The 19,363-nt window shown below is 55.3% G+C and carries 15 protein-coding genes; 7 read left to right on the top strand and 8 right to left on the bottom strand.

The window, feature by feature from the left end; genetic code table 11:
* Positions 1–176: 176 nt before the first annotated feature.
* The 5 genes from mdtI to betI all read right to left on the bottom strand — a co-directional run bounded on the left by mdtI (position 177) and on the right by betI (position 5,064).
* Complete coding sequence (gene mdtI, locus AC6I77_RS10375) at positions 177–506, bottom strand: multidrug/spermidine efflux SMR transporter subunit MdtI (RefSeq protein ID WP_140915466.1); 330 nt, start codon at positions 504–506, stop codon at positions 177–179.
* Complete coding sequence (gene mdtJ, locus AC6I77_RS10370; RefSeq protein WP_497816858.1) at positions 493–825, bottom strand: multidrug/spermidine efflux SMR transporter subunit MdtJ; 333 nt, start codon at positions 823–825, stop codon at positions 493–495. The genes mdtI and mdtJ overlap by 14 nt, the downstream gene beginning before the upstream one ends.
* Positions 826–1,277: 452 nt before the next feature.
* A complete protein-coding gene (gene betA / locus AC6I77_RS10365; protein WP_140033332.1) occupies positions 1,278–2,960 on the bottom strand; it encodes a choline dehydrogenase in 1,683 nt (560 codons plus the stop codon).
* Between the two features lie 23 nt (positions 2,961–2,983).
* On the bottom strand, positions 2,984–4,456 hold the full coding sequence (betB, locus tag AC6I77_RS10360; RefSeq protein ID WP_497816857.1) for a betaine-aldehyde dehydrogenase: 1,473 nt from the start codon (positions 4,454–4,456) through the stop codon (positions 2,984–2,986).
* Between the two features lie 14 nt (positions 4,457–4,470).
* Positions 4,471–5,064, bottom strand: coding sequence for a transcriptional regulator BetI (gene betI, locus AC6I77_RS10355; RefSeq protein ID WP_008925333.1), 594 nt, complete (start codon positions 5,062–5,064; stop codon positions 4,471–4,473).
* Between the two features lie 255 nt (positions 5,065–5,319).
* On the opposite strand from betI, the gene AC6I77_RS10350 reads away from it, so the two are divergent.
* The 4 genes from AC6I77_RS10350 (at position 5,320) to AC6I77_RS10335 (ending at position 10,125) form a co-directional block, all read left to right on the top strand.
* A complete protein-coding gene (locus AC6I77_RS10350) occupies positions 5,320–7,350 on the top strand; it encodes a choline transporter (RefSeq protein WP_078804474.1) in 2,031 nt (676 codons plus the stop codon).
* A 141-nt stretch (positions 7,351–7,491) separates the two neighbouring features.
* Entirely contained in the window at positions 7,492–8,841 is a 1,350-nt protein-coding gene (locus AC6I77_RS10345; RefSeq protein WP_497817221.1) for an MFS transporter, read from the top strand.
* A gap of 145 nt (positions 8,842–8,986) precedes the next feature.
* On the top strand, positions 8,987–9,199 hold the full coding sequence (locus tag AC6I77_RS10340) for a DUF1272 domain-containing protein (protein WP_003852670.1): 213 nt from the start codon (positions 8,987–8,989) through the stop codon (positions 9,197–9,199).
* 278 nt (positions 9,200–9,477) lie between these two features.
* Positions 9,478–10,125, top strand: a complete 648-nt coding sequence (locus AC6I77_RS10335) for a metallophosphoesterase (RefSeq protein WP_003852671.1) — start codon at positions 9,478–9,480, stop codon at positions 10,123–10,125.
* Position 10,126: 1 nt separating this feature from the next.
* Here AC6I77_RS10335 and rsmF read toward each other — a convergent pair whose 3' ends face one another.
* From rsmF to yebS, 3 genes are all read right to left on the bottom strand, one after another.
* Complete coding sequence (gene rsmF / locus AC6I77_RS10330; protein WP_197066365.1) at positions 10,127–11,554, bottom strand: 16S rRNA (cytosine(1407)-C(5))-methyltransferase RsmF; 1,428 nt, start codon at positions 11,552–11,554, stop codon at positions 10,127–10,129.
* Between the two features lie 304 nt (positions 11,555–11,858).
* Entirely contained in the window at positions 11,859–14,492 is a 2,634-nt protein-coding gene (locus AC6I77_RS10325; protein WP_003852673.1) for a PqiB family protein, read from the bottom strand.
* Positions 14,461–15,705 carry a membrane integrity lipid transport subunit YebS gene (gene yebS, locus AC6I77_RS10320; protein WP_003852674.1) on the bottom strand — a complete coding sequence of 415 codons (1,245 nt, stop codon included), beginning with the start codon at positions 15,703–15,705 and terminating at the stop codon, positions 14,461–14,463. Before yebS ends, AC6I77_RS10325 begins: the two co-directional genes overlap by 32 nt.
* A gap of 213 nt (positions 15,706–15,918) precedes the next feature.
* Between yebS and AC6I77_RS10315 the strand changes: the two genes are divergently transcribed.
* From AC6I77_RS10315 to prc, 3 genes are all read left to right on the top strand, one after another.
* Entirely contained in the window at positions 15,919–16,419 is a 501-nt protein-coding gene (locus tag AC6I77_RS10315; protein ID WP_003852675.1) for a GAF domain-containing protein, read from the top strand.
* A gap of 96 nt (positions 16,420–16,515) precedes the next feature.
* Complete coding sequence (gene proQ / locus AC6I77_RS10310) at positions 16,516–17,220, top strand: RNA chaperone ProQ (RefSeq protein ID WP_003852676.1); 705 nt, start codon at positions 16,516–16,518, stop codon at positions 17,218–17,220.
* A 19-nt stretch (positions 17,221–17,239) separates the two neighbouring features.
* Positions 17,240–19,279 (top strand): carboxy terminal-processing peptidase, encoded by a 2,040-nt coding sequence (prc, locus tag AC6I77_RS10305; protein ID WP_003852677.1) that lies wholly within the window; start codon positions 17,240–17,242, stop codon positions 19,277–19,279.
* The last annotated feature ends 84 nt before the right edge of the window (positions 19,280–19,363 follow it).

Raw genomic sequence — 19,363 nt, 5'->3', positions numbered from 1 at the left:
CTTTTGGCGCTCACTAAGCCTTAAGACAACAGATATGTAAACGGGTCTTTACAAAAGTGAGAAGATTCCGACGCGGTCGGGAAGGGGAAATCAACTGAAACTGGAGAAGAGAGCACGGAAAGTTAAGGGTGTACGAAGGCACACCCATAACAAAAATAACTGAATCAAAATGCCTGTTATGCCAGCTTTAACAGGATCATGCCGGCCAGCAGCAGGGTCAGGCCTGCCCAGCCTTTACGATTCAGCCGTTGATCGAATAATACCCAGCCGGCCGCGACAGTCGCGATAATTCCAAAACCACCCCAGACCGCATAGGCAATCGACAGAGCAATACCTTTTACCGCCTGAGCCAGTGCGCTGAACGCAAGCAGGACACAGCAGAGTGAAAGCAGACCGTGCAGCGGTCTTTTAAACCCATCAGAATATTTAAGGAATATATTGGCGGCAATCTCCAGCACGATAGCCAGCGCCAGCCAGGCTGCGTGGACGAAATCAGCGATGACCATGATTAACCTCCGCTGATGAGTGCATGCCGGTTTTGATCAACACAATGCCAGCGACCAGCGTCATCAGTCCGCAGACTTTCATCGCAGACAACACTTCATCAAACAGCTGTACGCTGAATAATGTAATCAGCAGGATGCCAGCGCCTTCCCACAGGGCGTAAGCCACGCCCAGAGCTATACGTTTAGTGGTGAAGCTCAGCAGGATATAAGAACAGGCAATCATGCCCAGCATCATCAGGTAGCCTGAGTGGCTGCCGTTGAGGCTGGACCATTTCATAAAAAGGGTGCCAATAATTTCAGTGATAATCGCGAGTGACAATAAAACTCAGGCGCGCATGGGAACTCTCCAGCAACGAAAAATGACGACCTGCCATAACGCACAGTGTGCAGGCAGACTCAAAACAGTATCGATGTGGTGAGGAAACTACAGGGCGTTACGCCAGTGCTGATCGGCGGCATTCCAGCAAGAGGGGAAAGCGGGGAAGAGGCAGGACATGAACATTCTGCTCATAAAATTTACAACGCATCCACATTGTTGCTTCTCATCAGTGGACGAATAGTGTCTCCGGTAAAACAGATGCTGGGTTTACAGCATTCTGCAAATCATCAAATCAACAGCAGATACTGCCTGGTTTGATTGCGGTTAAGGTTCAGGGGTTTACCGGGGCGAGTTTAGAAAATGATGGCGTGTAATAATAAGTGCGATAAATCGGGCAAAAAAAGTGCCGGACAACAGTCTGCCCGGCACCTTATAAGTGACACTGTAACTAACTATTCAGCACGCTGGGGGACTGTACGAACCGGGGCGTCACCAGCAACATAGTATGAAGCGGTGCTGCGTGGCAGTGGGTCGCGTCCACGGATCTTATCGGCAATCTTCTCGCCAATCATGATGGTGGTCGCATTCAGGTTACCGGTGATGATCAACGGCATAATCGACGCATCCACCACGCGTAATCCTTCCAGCCCATGCACGCGACCTTCGCCATCAACGACAGACATTGGATCGTTACCCATCTTACAGGTACCGCACGGGTGATAAGCGGTTTCGCCGTGATTACGGACGAATTCGTCCAGCTGTTCATCCGTCTGGCAATCCAGGCCCGGACTGATTTCACGTCCACGATACTTATCCAGCGCTGGCTGATTGATGATCTGGCGCGTGATGCGGATAGCATCGCGGAACTCATGCCAGTCCTGCTCATGCGACATGTAGTTAAACAGAATGGCCGGATGACGACGCGGATCGCGTGACTTCAGGCGCACATGACCGCGGCTTGGCGAACGCATCGAGCCGACGTGACACTGGAAGCCATGCGCATCAACGGCGTTAGAACCGTTGTAATTAATCGCTACCGGCAGGAAGTGATACTGAATGTTCGGCCAGCTGAACTCTTCGCGGCTACGGATAAAACCACCCGCTTCAAACTGGTTACTGGCGCCGATACCGGTGCCATTAAACATCCACTCTGCACCGATTTTCGGCTGGTTCCACCACTTAAGGGCCGGATAGATTGAAACCGGCTCTTTACACTCATACTGAAGATACATCTCCAGATGGTCCTGCAGGTTTTCACCCACGCCCGGCAGATCGTGAACCAGTGGAATATCGAACTGCTTCAGCAGCTCCGGTGAGCCCACGCCAGAACGCTGCAGGATCTGCGGCGAGGCAATAGCACCGGCACACAGCAGCACTTCACGGCGAGCGGTCACTTTGTTAATGGTGTTGCTGTCGCCCTGCAGATATTCCACGCCGACTGCGCGTTTGCCATCGAACACAATGCGATCGGTGGTGGCATGAGTAATGATCTTCAGGTTTGCACGGCCTTTGGCCATGTCGAGATAGCCACGTGCGGTGCTGGAACGGCGACCGTTTGGTGTTACGGTACGATCCATCGGACCAAAACCTTCCTGCTGATAGCCGTTGAGGTCATCAGTGCGCGGATAACCCGCCTGCACGCCTGCCTCAATCATGGCTTCAAACAGCACGTTATTGCCGGCTTTAGGCGTGGCGACGCACACCGGGCCATCTCCACCGTGGAAATCGTTCGGGCCGATATCACGGGTTTCCGCTTTACGGTAATAAGGCAGGCAGTCCAGATAGCTCCAGTTCTCCAGCCCTGGTTCACTGGCCCAGTTATCGAGGTCCATTGCGTTACCACGGATGTAACACATACCGTTAATCAGTGATGAACCGCCCAGGCCTTTTCCGCGACCACATTCCATGCGGCGATTGTTCATGTACGGCTCTGGCTCAGTCTCATACGCCCAGTTATAGCGTTTTCCCTGCAGCGGGAAGGCGAGGGCAGCAGGCATCTGAGTGCGAAAATCAAAACGATAATCCGGGCCGCCCGCTTCCAGCAACAGAACGCTGACGTTGCTCTCTTCGGTCAGGCGGGTGGCCAGAACGTTTCCTGCGGATCCAGCGCCAATAATAATGTAATCATATTCCATTCGTCGTTCCTCAGGTGAAGTGATTAAAAGACTGACTGAAAACGCGTCAGCTCAACCTGCACGGACTTCACCTGGGTGTAGCTCTGCAGTGTCATCAGGCCATTCTCACGGCCAATGCCGGAGTGCTTATAGCCACCCACTGGCATCTCTGCGGCTGATTCGCCCCAGGTATTAATCCAGCAGATTCCTGCTTCGATCTGATGAATCACGCGGTGCGCTTTATTAAGATCCTGCGTCACCAGTCCGGCGGCCAGACCAAATTCGGTGTCGTTGGCACGGCGAATCACTTCTTCTTCGGTTTCATAGCTCAGGATCGACATGACCGGTCCGAAGATCTCTTCACGGACGATCTTCATCTCATCACGGCAGTCGGTAAACACAGTCGGTGCAACCCAGGCACCCTGGTCGAAATCACCACCGGTCAGACGTTTACCGCCGAACAGCAGGCGTGCGCCTTCAGCAATGCCCGATTCGATGTAGCGCATCACGTTATCGCGATGGCTGAAGCTGACCAGCGGGCCAAAGTTGGTGGCGGGATCACGCAGATCGCCGGCCTGAATACGGGCAACGCGTTCGCTGATTTTGGCTTCGAATGCCGCTTTCAGTTTTGCAGGAATAAAGACGCGGGTGCCGTTGGTGCAGACCTGTCCGGAGCTGTAGAAGTTCGCCATCATGGCGATATCGGCGGCCAGATCGAGATCGGCATCATCAAAGATAATCAGCGGGGATTTACCGCCCAGTTCCATGGTGACTTCTTTCAGCGTTGAACCCGCTGCATTCGCCATTACTTTTTTGCCGCTGACAACGCCGCCGGTGAAGGAGACTTTGTCGATGCCAGGATGCTCAGTGAGCAACTGGCCGGTGACCGAACCGATGCCCGGCAGCACGTTAAATACGCCATCCGGCACACCTGCTTCGGTGTAGATTTCAGCCAGCTTCAGGGCAGTAAGCGGCGTCACTTCGCTGGGTTTGAAAATCATTGCGTTACCCGCAGCCAGCGCTGGGGCTGATTTCCACAGGGCGATCTGAATCGGGTAGTTCCAGGCACCGATACCGGCGACTACGCCCAGCGGTTCACGGCGTGTATAGACGAAAGAGGTTTCACGCAGGGGGATCTGCTGACCTTCCAGCGCCGGAACGAGCCCTGCGTAATACTCCAGCACGTCTGCACCGGTGACGATATCGACCGCTGAGGTTTCGCTGTAAGGCTTACCGGTGTCGAGCATTTCCAGCTCAGCCAGCGCATCATTCCGCTCACGCAGAATATCAACAGCGCGACGCAGGATGCGCGAACGCTCCATGGCGGTCATCGCGGCCCAGACTTTCTGGCCTTTTCTGGCGGCAGCAACGGCGCGATTGACATCTTCCTGGCCGGCGGCATGAACCTCTGCCAGCACTTCGCCGTTGACCGGGTTAATCGTCTGGAACGTTTCGCCAGACGCTGCGGCAACATAAGCGCCATCAATGTAGAGTTTCTGCTCGGTAAATCGGGACATGTTTTCTCCTTCCGTTATTCGTGCTCGCCAGCCAGTTGCTGACGGATGAATTGGGTGGTCAGTGTACGGGCGATGACCGGGCTGAAAGGCTTTCCACTCAGCGCGGCGCGGAGCCAGAGACCATCTATCAGGGCGGCCAGACCATGTGCGGCCAGTCGTGCCTTTTCCAGTGGCAGTTCACGCCGGAACTCGACCACCAGCGTAGAGTAGAGTCGCCTGCTGCTGACCCGCTCCAGGCGGTTGAGCTGGGGTTGATGCATGCTGCTCGACCAGAAGTCGAGCCAGGCTTTCATCACTGCCGTATGCACCTGAGTTTCATCAAAATTCCCGTCAACGATGGCACGCAGGCGCTCTTCTGCCGGTGCATCGCGAAGCGGTTGTAACCGCGACAGTACTGCCTCACGGAGCTGGCGCGTGACATCACGCATTGTTGCTTCCAGCAAACCGTTCTTATCTTTGAAATAGTGACTGATGATGCCGGTGGACACACCCGCCCGACGGGCGATCTGGGCGATAGTGGCATCATTAATCCCTACTTCATTAATCGTGCTCAGGGTCGCATCAATCAGTTGCCGACGTCGTATCGGCTGCATCCCTACCTTTGGCATTGCTCCAGCTCCACCCTCAAATCGAGCCCCTATTTAAACTTTTTTTGATTGCACGTTCAATATAAAAAGAAACTTTGTTAGGATGCTGTTCTTAAAATGTAGCAAAAGCGAAACGGCAATGAGTGCTAAAATAGGCTGGTTTGCTGCACGCTCTAACAGGAAGTCACAGATAGAAACATAGCCGCACGGCCCGTAGTCCGGGGGCGGCACAACGTATCCATTGCGTATTTTCAGGACATTAACCAGAGGTAATCGATGAATAATCCACCTGCCGGTGAAAAAGACAGACTCAATCCCGTTGTATTTTATACCTCTGCCGGATTGATTCTGACGTTTTCACTTGTGACGATTCTCTACAGTGAACTGGCCGCGAGCTGGATCCTCAAGGCGGTAAACTGGGTCTCCGCCACCTTTGGCTGGTACTACATGCTGGCTGCCACGCTCTATATCGTGTTTGTGCTCTACATGGCCTGCTCACGCTTTGGCTCGATCAAGCTCGGGCCTGAGCACTCCAAACCCGAGTTCAGCGTGCTCAGCTGGTCTGCCATGCTGTTTGCCGCCGGGATCGGCATCGACCTGATGTTCTTCTCGGTCGCTGAACCGGTGACGCAGTACATGCAGCCACCGGAGGGCGCAGGGCAGACCCTTGAAGCGGCCCGTCAGGCGATGGTCTGGACGCTGTTCCACTACGGACTGACCGGCTGGTCGATGTATGCACTGATGGGCATCGCACTGGGCTACTTCAGCTATCGTTATAATCTGCCACTGACTATCCGTTCGGCGCTCTATCCTATTTTTGGTAAACGCATCTATGGCCCGATTGGTCACACGGTGGATATCGCAGCCGTGGTCGGCACCATTTTTGGTATCGCCACCACATTAGGGATAGGGGTCGTACAGCTGAACTACGGCCTGAAAGTGCTGTTTGATATTCCGGAAGGCCTGACCGCACAGGCTGCGCTGATAGTCCTTTCCGTCGTGATCGCTACAATCTCTGTCACATCAGGCGTCGATAAAGGAATTCGTTTTCTCTCTGAGCTCAACGTGATCATGGCTCTGGGGCTGATTCTGTTTGTGTTGTTCTTTGGCAACACCGAGTTCCTGCTGAATGCGCTGGTACTGAACGTCGGCGATTACATCAACCGCTTTATGGGCATGACGCTTAATACCTTTGCCTTTGATCGTCCGACCCAATGGATGAACAGCTGGACGCTCTTCTTCTGGGCGTGGTGGGTGGCCTGGTCGCCATTTGTCGGCCTGTTCCTGGCACGTATCTCACGCGGTCGTACCATCCGTGAATTCGTACTGGGCACGCTGATTATTCCTTTCACCTTTACGCTGCTGTGGCTCTCTGTGTTCGGTAATGCCGCGCTGTATCAGATCATTCATGGCAATACCGAGTTTGCGCAGGAAGTGATGAATCATGCAGAACGCGGCTTCTATAGCCTGTTGGCGCAATACCCGGCGTTTAAACTCAGCGCATCGATCGCCACCATCACCGGTATGCTGTTCTATGTGACCTCGGCGGATTCCGGTTCGCTGGTGCTGGGTAATTTCACCTCACGCCTCAAAGACATCAACAGCGATGCGCCCAACTGGTTGCGTATCTTCTGGTCCGTGGCGATTGGCGTTCTGACCCTGAGCATGCTGATGACCAACGGTATCACTGCCTTGCAGAACACCACGGTGATTATGGGGCTGCCGTTCAGCTTTGTTATCTTCTTTGTGATGGCCGGGCTGTTTAAATCTCTGAAGATTGAAGACCACCGTCGGGCCAGCGCCACGCGCGACACTGCGCCTTATCTGGCGCATGCCACCGATCGTCTGACCTGGAAGAAACGCCTGTCTCGTCTGATGAACTATCCTGGCTCGCGCTACACCCAGCAGATGATGGAAAAGACCATTTATCCGGCGATGCAGGAGGTGGCGAAGGAGCTGGAGTTGCGTGATGGCCGCGTGACGCTGGAAAGCGTTGAGGCAGATGAGGCTAACCCGATTGGCTATCTGGATCTGCGCGTTCATCTGGGCGAAGAGCAGGACTTTATCTATCAGGTCTGGCCGCAGCAATATTCGATTCCGGGCTTTACCTATCGCGCCCGCAGCGGTAAGTCGACCTACTACCGACTGGAAACTTTCCTGATGGAGGGCAGCCAGGGCAACGACTTGATGGATTACAGCAAAGAGCAGGTAATTATCGACATACTGGATCAGTATGAGCGACACCTGAACTTCATCCATCTCAACCGTGAAGCACCGGGCAGCAACATCAGCTTCCCGAGCGTCTGAATCAGGGCCCGTCAGTGAGCAATTGCTGGCGGGCTTTTTTTTCGCTACCGTCGTCCTGAACTAACCGTCTTCACCTGACGAAATCGACTATCTTTAGGGCTTTCTGGCCTGATGCCAGAAAAGCACAGACAGGGAGTCATGATGGGAAAAATATTCAGTACGTTTCTGCCGCTTTACACGACCACGTTGCTGATGCTGCTCGGTTCCGGTTTGCTGACCACCTATGTCTCATTACGGCTGGCCAGCGAGCATGTCAACGGCGCGCTGATTGGCTCAATCATTGCGGCCAACTACATCGGACTGGTGATCGGCGGCAAAGTGGGGCACAACCTGATAGCCCGCGTCGGCCATATACGCGCCTACGTGGCCTGTGCCGGGATCATTACCGCGTCTGTGGTTGGTCACGGGCTCACCGACTTTATTCCGTTGTGGGTCTTTCTGCGTCTGATTATCGGGCTCTGCATGATGTGTCAGTACATGGTGCTGGAGAGCTGGCTTAACGATCAGGCGGAATCATCCCAGCGCGGCATGATTTTCGGCTTATACATGGTCGCCACTTATCTTGGACTCAGTGGCGGACAGGTGATACTGAGCCTGCAATCGGGCTTTGGCGTCAGCACCCTGCTGATTGTGGCACTCTGTTTCGCACTCTGTCTGGTGCCAATTGCCCTGACGACCCGCACTCACGTCAGGCCGATGACACCTGCGCCGATGGAGCTGGGCTATTTTATCCGCACTATCCCCAAACTTCTCGGCACCACACTGGTGACCGGTATGGCCATTGGCGCGTTCTACGGCCTGGCACCGGTCTACGGCAGCAGTAAGGGATTTACTACCAGCCAGACCGGCTATTTTATGAGTCTGACGATTTTTGCCGGTCTGGTATCGCAATTTCCGCTGAGCTGGCTTTCTGACCGCTTCGATCGTCAGCGACTGCTGTTTATCATTGCCATCCTGTTTGCCGTAGCCTGTGTGCCGCTGGTGGTGTTGCCGCACCTGACCTTCCACTGGATGATCGGCATCGCCTTTGCTGCCAGCATGATGCAGTTTGCGCTCTATCCGTTGCAGGTGGCGCTGGCCAACGATCAGGTTGCCCCCGAGCGTCGTGTCTCGTTAACCGCCTGTCTGCTGATGGCGTTTGGTATCGGCGCCAGTATCGGGCCGCTGGTGGTGGGCGCGCTGATGGAGCCGCTCGGCAGCAATATGCTCTATCTCTTCTTTATGCTCTGCGCGCTGGTGATCGGCGGACTGAGCTTTGTCCGAGCGCCTGGCCCGCTTCCGACGACCGAAGTGCCGCTGCCGCACGTGGTGATGCCTGACAGTCTGGCGACCTCGCCACTGGGTGCTGCGCTGATCCCAACGCTGGAAGAGGAGGTGATTCATGCGTCAATGGGCGGTCAGGAGCCGGAAGATGAACGCGAAAGTGACGAAGACACGAGGGTCGAAGAAAATTTGACGGATGATATCCTTGAGAATCAGCAAAATAAATAGCGCCCGCATGGCATTGCGACGCTCGCCGCTGTCTGTACGGTTTAAGCAGGATGTCCGGATCTGGCGCACACCTGTCCGTTTACTGGCTCGACATCCGGGCCAGTAAACGCGATGCTGACGGATACACTTCTTCAGGAGTCACTCTATGCTGGAACTTCGCCCCAACTGTGAACGCTGCGATGTTGATCTTCCGCCATCCTCTCTGGCGGCTCGCATCTGCTCGTTTGAATGCACATTCTGCGCTGACTGCGATGAGCATCTCGCGCATATTTGTCCCAACTGCAGCGGCGAACTGGTGCGCCGTCCGGTGCGTCCGGCAGAGAAGTTGCAAAAATACCCGGCTAAACTGCGCAGTTGATCTCAAATGACAACGAAAATGTTTCGGACAGAATAGCCTGTCGTCTCTGATGTCGTTATCATAAATTACGTCCCTTACAGAGCTACCACCTTAACTGAGTGCCGGAGATAAGCGCCGGAAGGGACGCACTTTTCACCCGCCATAAATTTCTCTTCCCCCAATAGCCTTACACTCTCTGCCTGCTTCCTTTGCACTCAGCTTTCCTTTTCCCCATGCCGGTTCAGGTTGAGCTCTGACTATACTTTGGGGATATTTTCAGCAGAGAGGCGGGGGCAGCGATGTGTTACCACGTCCTGAATGGCGCGAAGTGGCGGCGGATCTGGGTCGTTGGCGATCTGCATGGTTGCCGTCGCGAACTGGATCTATTGCTGGAGCAGCATAAGTTTGATCCGCAGCAGGACTTACTGATTTCGGTTGGCGACATTATCGATCGCGGGCCGGACAGTCTGGGTTGTCTGGCGCTGCTGCAGGAACCCTGGTTTCGCTGCGTACGGGGAAATCATGAGGAAATGGCGCTGTCGGCGTTGCAGGGCCAGGAGATGGCGCTCTGGCAGATGAACGGGGGAGACTGGTTTTTTCGTCTGCGTGGCGCGGCGCTGATCGCGGCACGTCACGCGCTGCGCCGCTGCCGCGAGCTGCCGCTGATCCTTCATCTGCAACTCGGCGAGCGCATTATTGTCATTGCTCATGCGGATTATCCTGCTCAGGAATACGCGCTCAATAAGCCACTCGACTGGCAACAGGTGGTCTGGAGCCGTCAGCGGCTGGAGGGTATTGAGTCAGGTGAACAGGCAGGCATCCGTGGCGCGGACGCCTTTTACTTTGGGCACACGCCACTAAAACAATCGCTGACGATTGCCAATCTGCACTATATCGATACCGGTGCAGTGTTTGGCAATCATCTGACCCTGCTGCGACTAAAATGAGTTACCGGAACAGGCGTCCGTCGCGAACCAGTTCACGTGGGTAGCTGTTCTTGATGCGGGTACCGACTTTCTTTGCCAGCCCCAGCGGCTGGTGCTGATACGTCACAATCATCTCGTTGTTTGCGGGTGCGGTTTCCGGATAGATATCCCGGCCGCGATACCACTCTTCCGCCTCTGCCGCCGTTAGCTCAAAGGTCTGCGTCGTATCGGGCTGCGCCAGTGCAATCACCGCTTCATGTTGCCAGCGATAGCCTTTGGCAAACGTTTCTGCCAGCTTCAGGCCAATGCGTGAAAACCGCACTTTGCCAAGCAGCGGGGTGACGGCTTTAGGGAATAGCCAGATCTCTTTATCACGCTGCCACAGCTCCAGTGAGTCATCCCATCTTATAGAGACGGCCGCGGCGGCCTGCGCGATCTCACTTTCCAGTTTGCGGCTAAGGTGAGAGAAGGGCAGCTTACCGACTTTATAACCTGGCACTGGAAGGGGCTCGACCGATGCGGTTTTACGCAGACGGGCCACGAAGAAACCTTCGCTGTCGAACATCTGCGGGAAGACATGCAGATAACCTTCTGGCGTCGCGGCCTTTTCGGCACCGCTAAACAGCCCCTCCAGCGGCACGACCTCAACTGCATCCGGGTAGCGCTGCAACAGCCAGTCAATCACCTGCTGATTCTCAATCTGGTTCAGGGTACAGGTCGAGTAAACCAGCGTGCCGCCCGCTTTGAGTGCGTGAAAGGCGCTGTCGAGCAGATCGCGCTGAGTATCGGCGATCGCTTCTGTGCTGGCCAGCGACCAGTTTTTCAGCGCGTCAGCATCTTTGCGAATCACCCCTTCGCCGGAGCAGGGCGCGTCGAGCAGGATGGCGTCGAACTGTTCCGGCAATGCTGGGCCAAATACCCGCGCGTCAAAGTGCGTTAAGGCACTGTTGCTGACGCCGCAGCGGCTGATGTTGGCGTGCAGCACTTTTACCCGGCTGGAGGAGAATTCGTTTGCCAGGATAACGCCCTGATTGCCCATCCGCGCAGCGATCTGGGTGGTTTTAGAACCCGGCGCCGCCGCCATATCCATCACCGCGCTGACCTCTGGCTGAGTGTCAAACAGGGCGGTTACCGGCAGCATGGAGCTGGCTTCCTGAATGTAGAACAGGCCGCTGAGGTGCTCGGCGACGCTGCCCAGCGGCAGGCTCTCATCTTCCCGGCTGATCCAGAATCCCTCTTCGCACCACGGCACGGGCGTCAGCTGCCAGCCATAACCTGCAGTCTGGCTCAGGAAATCGGCCACGCTTATCTTCAGGGTATTGACGCGAATACTGCGGCGCAGGGGTTGCTGACTGTACGCAATAAATTGCGCGAAGCTCCCCTCATCGGGCAGGCTCTGACGCATTAACGAGAGAAAATCGGCGGGGAAAAACGAAGAAGCTTCGGACACGGGCACATTCCAGTTAAGGCAAAGGCGGCAGTGTATCATGCGGAAAGGAAACGGGTAGCCTTGCTGCCCGTTTGAGGCTGCTGATAAACCCAAATCAGGGTGAATCTGGCCGCAACGGATAAACTCAACGCGCAGGGAACACGGGCAGAAGAGGAAAGCGTCCCGCGCCAGGGACGGCGAGGGCCGGGCATCCCTGGCATGCTCAGCGCGGCCCATCCCTGGGCCGCGATGCTTTGCTACAGGCGTATACTCCCATCGCTTTACGTTTCGAGCCGTCTGAAAGAAGCGGCCCGTTCAGACTCAATTAGCGCGGAGACGGAATCGCCGTTCCCCAGTTACGCCACTCTTTCGGCGCTTCATCCTGCAGCAGGAAGTGTTTATCCGGATTCGCCTGCGGTGCCAGCGGCACCGTCGGCGGCGTCGCAAACTGAATGCCACCCCGAATAAACTGCTGGAAGGTACCGGTTTTCACCACGCCGCCCACCAGGCCGAAGTCGAGGTTGTAACCGGACGCCTGCCAGAACACCGAGTTATTACGCACCAGATGCTGGTACTTCTTACTGATGCGCAGGGCGATCTGCACGCGATCTGCCATCGTACCCAGCGAGGTGCCGGTCACCGTACCCACTTCGACACCGCGGAACAGCACCGGCGTGCCCAGCGACAGCGAGCCTGCCTCCGTGGCATCAACATAAATGTTCAGGCCATTCAGGTAACGTGAATCGGTTATCGTGCTCTCCTGCAGCTCGAAGGTGCGCACCGCACCGCCTTTGCCTGGATCCACGTTAACGTAAGGCTGCAACAGGGTTTCCAGATGATTCACTCCGGTGGCGGAAATCTCTGGTGAAACCACGGAGAAACGGCTGCCGAGACGGGCGAAATCATTCACATACTCCGGATAGAGCACCGCTTTGGCTACGACCTGGTTGTTATCTTTGCTCAGCGACAGTGACTCCACCTGGCCGACATTAATTCCCAGATAACGAATCGGCATACCGGCCGAGAGCTTACTGGCGTCGTAGGTGTGCAGCGTAATCTGACTGCCCACCGCGCGTGCCGCCGTCTCAGACGGATAGAGCACGCGTTTTGCCCCTTTGGCCGACTGCGCACCACTCATATTGTCGAAGCTGATTGCGCCTTTCAGCGCACGGTTAAGCGGCGATGCCTGCACCGTCAGGCCGCTGCCGTTAAGGCTCACACGTGCGCCGCCCTCAGCCCAGAACACGCTCTCGCTGGTCAGTAGCTTGCGATATTCCGGCTGGATGTGGACCGCAATATCAAAGGCATCCGCGCGCGGTGTGACTTTGACAATTTCCCCCACCTGATACTTGCGATAAAGCACGACAGAACCGGCCTGCACGTCAGGCAGGCTGTTGGCGGTCAGCGTCAGCGTTGTAGAAGGGCCATCACCTGTGATGCCTTCTTCCGCTTTTTCAGCATCAGCGAACAGCGGATAGGCACTTTTCGGCTCACCTTTTTTGCCCGGATCCAGCCGGATACCGCCATCCACCCACTCACGGGCGCTGGCGCCTAACACCTGCATGCCATCAAGGCCAAACTTCACATCAAGGCGGCTGTTAACGATAAATTTGCTGTCGCCATGCACCAGATCGCGATTTTCAGGATTAACCGCCACCACGAAGTTAACGCCATTTTCATCCAGTGAACGTGATATCACCTGGCCAATCTGCATACCGTGCAGCATCAGCGGCTGGCCCTGGTCGATACCATAACTCTCCGGTGCACTGAGTTTGACCGTCAGCACGTTAGGTTTCTGCAGCAGGGTCTCGCTGGATGGCAGCACGGTGAAGTGCTGTTGCGGCTCGCCTTCGCCAGGCACCAGTTCCAGCGTGTTGCCGGTCAGCAGGGAGCTGAGGCTGGTATCCGTCAGGCTGATTTTCGGGCTGTGCATCTCAATGCGGGTGCCGCTGCGCATCAGACCCACCACGGAAGGATCGATGGTCAGCTCGCCGGTGACTTTGCCGCCATCCAGCAGGTTCAGTTTGGTCAGTGTGCCGACCTCCAGGCCCTGATACATCAGCGGAGTGCTGTCTGCCTTAAGATTTTTTCCGTCAGGCAGGTCCAGTGTGATCTGAACGCCACGCTGACTGTGTGCCAGATCGGGATAGAGCCGGTAATTCTGCTCCGCTTTGGCGGTTTCCGAACCCTGAGGGGAGTCAAACGCAATTGCACCATTCACCAGCGCTGCCAGGCTCTCCAGCTGGACTTTAGCGCCGCTCAGGCTGACGTCAGCATTGACGCCCGACACGTTCCAGAAGCGGCTGTTGGTCTTCACCAGATTGATAAAGCGACGGTCAATCAGTACATCAATTGCCACACCATCAGCCTTATTATCAATGCTGTAGTCATAAACACGGCCAACCGGAATTTTGCGGTAATAGACCAGCGAGCCGGTATTGAGCGAGCCAAGATCCGGCGCATGCAGATGAATCATCAGTTCGCCGGTATTCACGCGATATTTAGGCTGAGTATCCAGCGCGGTAAACGCCTCGCTGGGTTTACCTTTGCCTGGCATCATCCCGATATAGTTACCGCCGACCAGCGCATCCAGCCCCGACACACCTGCCAGTGAGGCTTTAGGCGTCACCAGCCAGAACTGCGTGTCTTCACGCAGCGCGTCGCGCATATCGCTTTTGATGCTGGCTTTAATCTGAATGCGGCGATAATCGTCGCTGAGATTAATGCCCTGCACGGTGCCCACTTCCACACCCTGATACCGGATCGGTGTGCGGCCCGGCACGATACCATCCGCCGTCTGGAAATTGATGGTGATGGTGGTGCCGCGCTCCTGATAGTTAGCCCAGAGCAGCCAGCCTGCGATGAGCATCGCAATGATCGGCAGCAGCCAGAAAGGCGAAATTTTACGCTTATTGCGCAGCGTGGCGTTAGTCGGTGTAGTCGGCGTTTCCTGTTGCATGTGCATCCCAGAGCAGGCGGCTGTCCAGCCACTCAACAGACATAATGGTCAGGATGACGGCCGCGCCAAAAAACAGCGCCGCCGGTCCCATGGTAAAAGCCAGCAGCTGATCACGGTTGACCAGCGACATGGTTAACGAAATGACAAACAGATCGAGCATTGACCAGCGGCCAACCCAGGTGACAAAGCGCAATAACCGTATGCGGGTTCTCAGCCCCTGTTCACAGCGAAAATGAATACTGAGCAACAGCGTCAGCATCACCAGCACCTTGATAAAGGGCACTAAAATACTGGCGATAAAAACAATTGCTGCCACCGGAATGTTGCCTTCAGCCAGCCCCAGGATGCCGGAAAAGATCGTGTCTTCACGCCGTGAACCATTCAGATAAACCACGGAAATGGGCATCAGGTTCGCAGGAATCAGCAGCACAATCGAGGCGATCAGTGCGGCCCAGGATTTCTGAAGGCTGTGACGGCGCCGGAAGTCGAGCGGCGTATGGCAGCGCGGGCAGCGGCCCCGTTCATCGGCTACGCCCGTGTTGTGACAGTTCAGACAGACCTGCATCTCGTTGCGGGCCATATTGCCGGGACGTTGCGGGTAGAAATGCTCCCACAGCTGCTCAATATTCAGGTGGATCATCGTGAGCACGCTCAGTACCGTCAGGGCAATGTAAGCTGCCAGCCCGTAACCGATCTCCAGCGACGCATAGTCCTGCACTTTAATCGACGCCACGGCGATGCCGATCAGATAGATATCGAGCATGACCCACTCTTTCAGCTTCTCCAGCATCAGCAGCACCGGTCGCAGGTTCATACCAAGCTGATGACCAATGCCGAGATAACAGATGCCAGCCACCAGCGTCACCGGTGCGCCGATGGTGCAGAACGCCACCATTGAGGCGGTCAGTACATCACCCTGCTGGGTCATCTGGATCACGCCTTCCAGCACGCTGGCATTGATGCGCATGCCAAGCAGCCGGATATCCACCAGCGGCAATGAGAATGCAAAGGGCATCAATACCATCATGGTGGCGGCCATCGCCATAAGGCGAGTCATTGACCAGTCCCGACCACTGAGAATCTCGGCGTTACAGCGCGGGCAATAAGCCGACTGATGCGATTTCACATCCGGTAAGGAAAAAAGGGTATCGCATTGCGGGCAACGCTGATAACGTGCGTGAGGCAATGTCTGGCTGATAGCGTGAATTTTCATAGGGTGATGCAATCTTCGCTCTTCAGAAGTAACAGATATCGGTCATTAAGACATTGTCTGTGTGCCTGTCTCGGGCATCACGCTTCGATCCACAGAATGCTAAGGGTATAGCAACTAACGCTATGATTCACCTTGTGGCTCTGGATATTTAAAACTTATTTTTAACGAACGGTCTGTATCTCCTGTACAGATGTCATTGGTAACGGTTGGATAATGAACAAAACTGCCTTTTACGCCGATTTGAATCGCGATATGCGCGCCTTACTGGCGGGAGAAACGGCGTTCCTCGCCGCGATGGGAAACTTCAGCGCGCTGCTGTATGAACGTCTCGATGGCGTGAACTGGGCGGGTTTCTACCTGCTGACGGAAGCCGATACGCTGGTGCTGGGTCCTTTCCAGGGCAAAATTGCCTGTGTGCGCATTCCGGTCGGTAAAGGTGTGTGTGGCACGGCGCTGGCAGAAGAAAAAGTGCAACGCGTTGACGATGTGCATGCCTTCCCGGGCCACATTGCCTGTGACGCTGCCAGCAATGCTGAGATTGTGATTCCTCTGAAAGTGAATGGCACGGTGGTTGGCGTGCTGGACATCGACAGCGTGACATACAATCGCTTTGACAGCGAAGACGAATCGGGGCTGGTCACACTGACTGATGGGCTTTGTGAAGTGCTTGCGAACAGCGACTTAGAAAAATATCTGCAGCTGACGCGCAGCTAATCGACTGGATCACATGGCATTTAGCGATGTTGTCATTATAATGTCGCCTGTTCATGCCTGCGCTGGTCGGCAAACCCGTTGTAATCAGGAAATTTCATGGAAAATCAACCTAAGTTGAATAGCAGTAAAGAAGTCATCACTTTTCTGGCGGAGCGCTTTCCGCACTGCTTTAGCGCTGAAGGTGAAGCGCGTCCGCTCAAAATCGGTATCTTTCAGGATCTGGTCGAGCGTGTTCAGGGCGAAATGGGTCTGAGCAAAACACAGCTGCGTTCCGCGCTGCGTCTTTATACGTCAAGCTGGCGTTATCTGTACGGCATTAAAGCCGGTGCTATCCGTGTCGATCTCGACGGCAACGCCTGTGGCGTGCTGGATGAGCAACACGTAGAGCATGCACGCAAGCAGCTGGAAGAAGCGAAAGCCCGCGTCCAGGCGCAGCGTGACCAGCAGCGCGCTGCACGTCGTGAAGCCGGTGAAAGCGAAGAGGGCGCAGCACCGCGTCGTCCACGCAAGCCCGCGGCTCGTAAGCCTGCAGAAGGTGACGCTGCGCGTAAACCGCGTCCGCAGACCACTGCAGCACCGCGTGCGACCGCTTCACAGCATCGCAAGCCAGCCCCACGTCCGGAGCAGGAAGCCCGACCCATCACTGATACCTCAACTTTGCAACCCGGCCAGAGTATTAAAGTTAAAGCAGGCAAAAGTGCGATGGACGCTACCGTTCTTGAAGTATCAAAAGACGGCGTTCGGGTCCAGCTCGCTTCCGGCATGGCAATGATTGTGCGCGCAGAACACTTGCAGTTCTGAAACGGAGGCTAACCCCGGCATGAACACCCTTTTTAAAGTTGGACTTATTGCGGGCCTGCTATTAGCAGGCCCATCCTTCGGCGCAGAGAACATTACGCGCGCCGACCAGATTCCCCAGCTTCACGAAGACCCGCAGGATCCCACTGTCAGTGAGCGCGTCACGTCGCGCTTTACCCGTTCCCACTATCGCCAGTTCGATCTGGATCAGAACTTTTCAGCGAAAATTTTTGATCGCTATCTGAACATGCTCGACTACAGCCACAATGTGCTGCTGGCATCGGATGTGGCGCAGTTTGCCAGCAAAAAAACCACCGTGGGCGATGAGCTCCGCAGTGGCAAGCTGGATCTTTTTTACGATATTTATAATCTGGCGCAGAAGCGCCGTTTTGAGCGCTATCAGTATGCGCTGACGGTGCTGGCGCGTCCGATGAATTTCAGCGGCAATGACACTATCGACATTGACCGCGCCAAAGCGCCATGGCCGAAAAATGAGGCTGAACTAAACGCGCTCTGGGATGCCAAGGTTAAATATGACCAGCTGAGCCTGAAGCTGGCCGGTAAAGACGACAATGAGATTCGCGACGTTTTGACTAAGCGTTACAACTTCGCGATCCGCCGTCTGGCCCAGAGCAACGGTGAAGATGTTTTCCAGCTGGTGATGAACGCTTTCGCCCGCGAAATCGATCCCCACACCAGCTATCTGTCGCCGCGTAACACCGAGCAGTTCAACACGGAGATGAGCCTCTCTCTGGAAGGCATCGGTGCGGTTCTGCAGATGGATGACGACTACACCGTGATCAACTCAATGGTGGCAGGCGGTCCGGCAGCGAAAAGCAAAGCCATTACCGTTGGCGATCGCATTGTGGGTGTCGGGCAGCCAGGCAAGCCAATGGAAGATGTTATCGGCTGGCGTCTTGATGATGTTGTTGCAAAAATCAAAGGGCCTAAAGGCAGCAAAGTGCGCCTGGAAGTTCTGCCAGCCGGTAAGGGCACGAAAACCCGTACTGTCACGCTGACGCGTGAGAAAATCCGTCTGGAAGACCGTGCGGTGAAGTTGACCATTAAAAATGTCGGCAAGCAGAAAGTCGGCGTGCTCGATATTCCTGGCTTCTATGTCGGTCTGACCGACGACGTGAAGGTCCAGCTGCAGAAATTGCAGAAACAGAACGTCGACAGCGTGGTCATCGACCTGCGTACCAACGGCGGCGGCGCGCTGACCGAAGCGGTATCCCTTTCCGGCCTGTTTATTCCGAGTGGTCCGGTGGTGCAGGTTCGCGACAACAATGGTCGGGTGCGCGAAGACAGCGATAACGACGGCGTTGTTTACTATAAAGGTCCGCTGGTGGTGCTGGTCGATCGCTTCAGCGCCTCAGCCTCTGAGATCTTCGCTGCCGCGATGCAGGATTACGGTCGTGCAGTGATTGTTGGCGAGCCAACCTTTGGTAAAGGCACCGTTCAGCAGTATCGCTCTCTGAACCGCATCTATGATCAGATGCTGCGTCCGGAGTGGCCAGCGTTAGGCTCCGTTTCTTATACCATCCAGAAGTTCTATCGCATTAACGGCGGCAGTACACAGCGCAAAGGCGTCACGCCGGATCTGCTGATGCCAACCGGCGTAGAAGCGGCTGAAACCGGTGAGAAATTTGAGGATAACGCACTGCCGTGGGACAGCATCAAAGCGGCAACCTACACCAAAACCGGTGATGTTAAACCGCTGGTTGCGCAGCTGACGAAGCAGCATGCTGATCGCATCGCACAGGATCGCGAGTTTCAGTACATCATGAAGGACATTGCCCGTTACAATGCCCTGAAAGATAAGCGCAATATCGTGTCACTTAATCTTGCTCAGCGCGAGAAAGAGAACCACGAAGATGATGCATCACGACTGGAGCGCATCAACGCGCGCTATCAGGCAGAAGGCAAAAAACCGCTGAAAAACCTGGATGAGCTGCCGAAAGATTATAAAGAGCCGGATCCGTATCTCGACGAGACGGTGAAGATCGCAAATGATCTTGCCCAGCTGGAGAAATCCCAGCCAGACGCACCCGCGGCGAAATAAGCCGCTGTTGCCAGAAAAAGCACCGCTAAGCGGTGCTTTTTTTTGCGTCCGAAAAAGTTTCCATTAACCAATGATTAGCGCGCG

This window comes from Pantoea sp. X-Soil-ISGK-259, from assembly GCF_059730705.1.
The sequence above is the reverse complement of the archived record's forward strand: the minus strand, read 5'-3'. Positions and strand labels throughout refer to the sequence as shown.